Here is a 326-nt window from a genome sequence, read left to right as displayed (position 1 = left end):
GGAAGAAGATGAAGATGATCCAGACGATGAACAGCGGCTCCGCGTCCTTCAAACCGAGGCCGCCGAGGCCGAACAGCGCCACGAGGCTGACCACGACCGCAGCCACGATGATGATCACCACGTCGAGCAGGAACCCCGAAGCACGTGTTCCGGCATCCGCCAGCTTGACCCTGAGGTCGACGCCCTCCGGCGTGACCAGCGGACGGAACATCGCGGCCGGGTTCCTGGTCTTGACCTTGGCCCTAGCGGTCGCCATGCCGCACCATACGGAACAGGTAGAAATACGAGATCCAGAAAGCCAGCATGCCGCCGCCGATCGAATAGCG

The 326-nt window shown here is 62.9% G+C and carries 1 pseudogene; it reads right to left on the bottom strand.

Going from position 1 to position 326, the window contains the following annotated elements:
- Window positions 1–256: pseudogene (locus EN786_RS36720) on the bottom strand (RDD family protein); the annotation flags it as partial.
- Window positions 257–326 lie beyond the last annotated feature (70 nt).

The sequence above is a fragment of the Mesorhizobium sp. M4B.F.Ca.ET.143.01.1.1 genome, assembly GCF_004792275.1.
In the GTDB taxonomy this organism is placed as follows: domain Bacteria; phylum Pseudomonadota; class Alphaproteobacteria; order Rhizobiales; family Rhizobiaceae; genus Mesorhizobium; species Mesorhizobium abyssinicae.
This window is presented reverse-complemented; position numbering and strand designations above follow the sequence as displayed.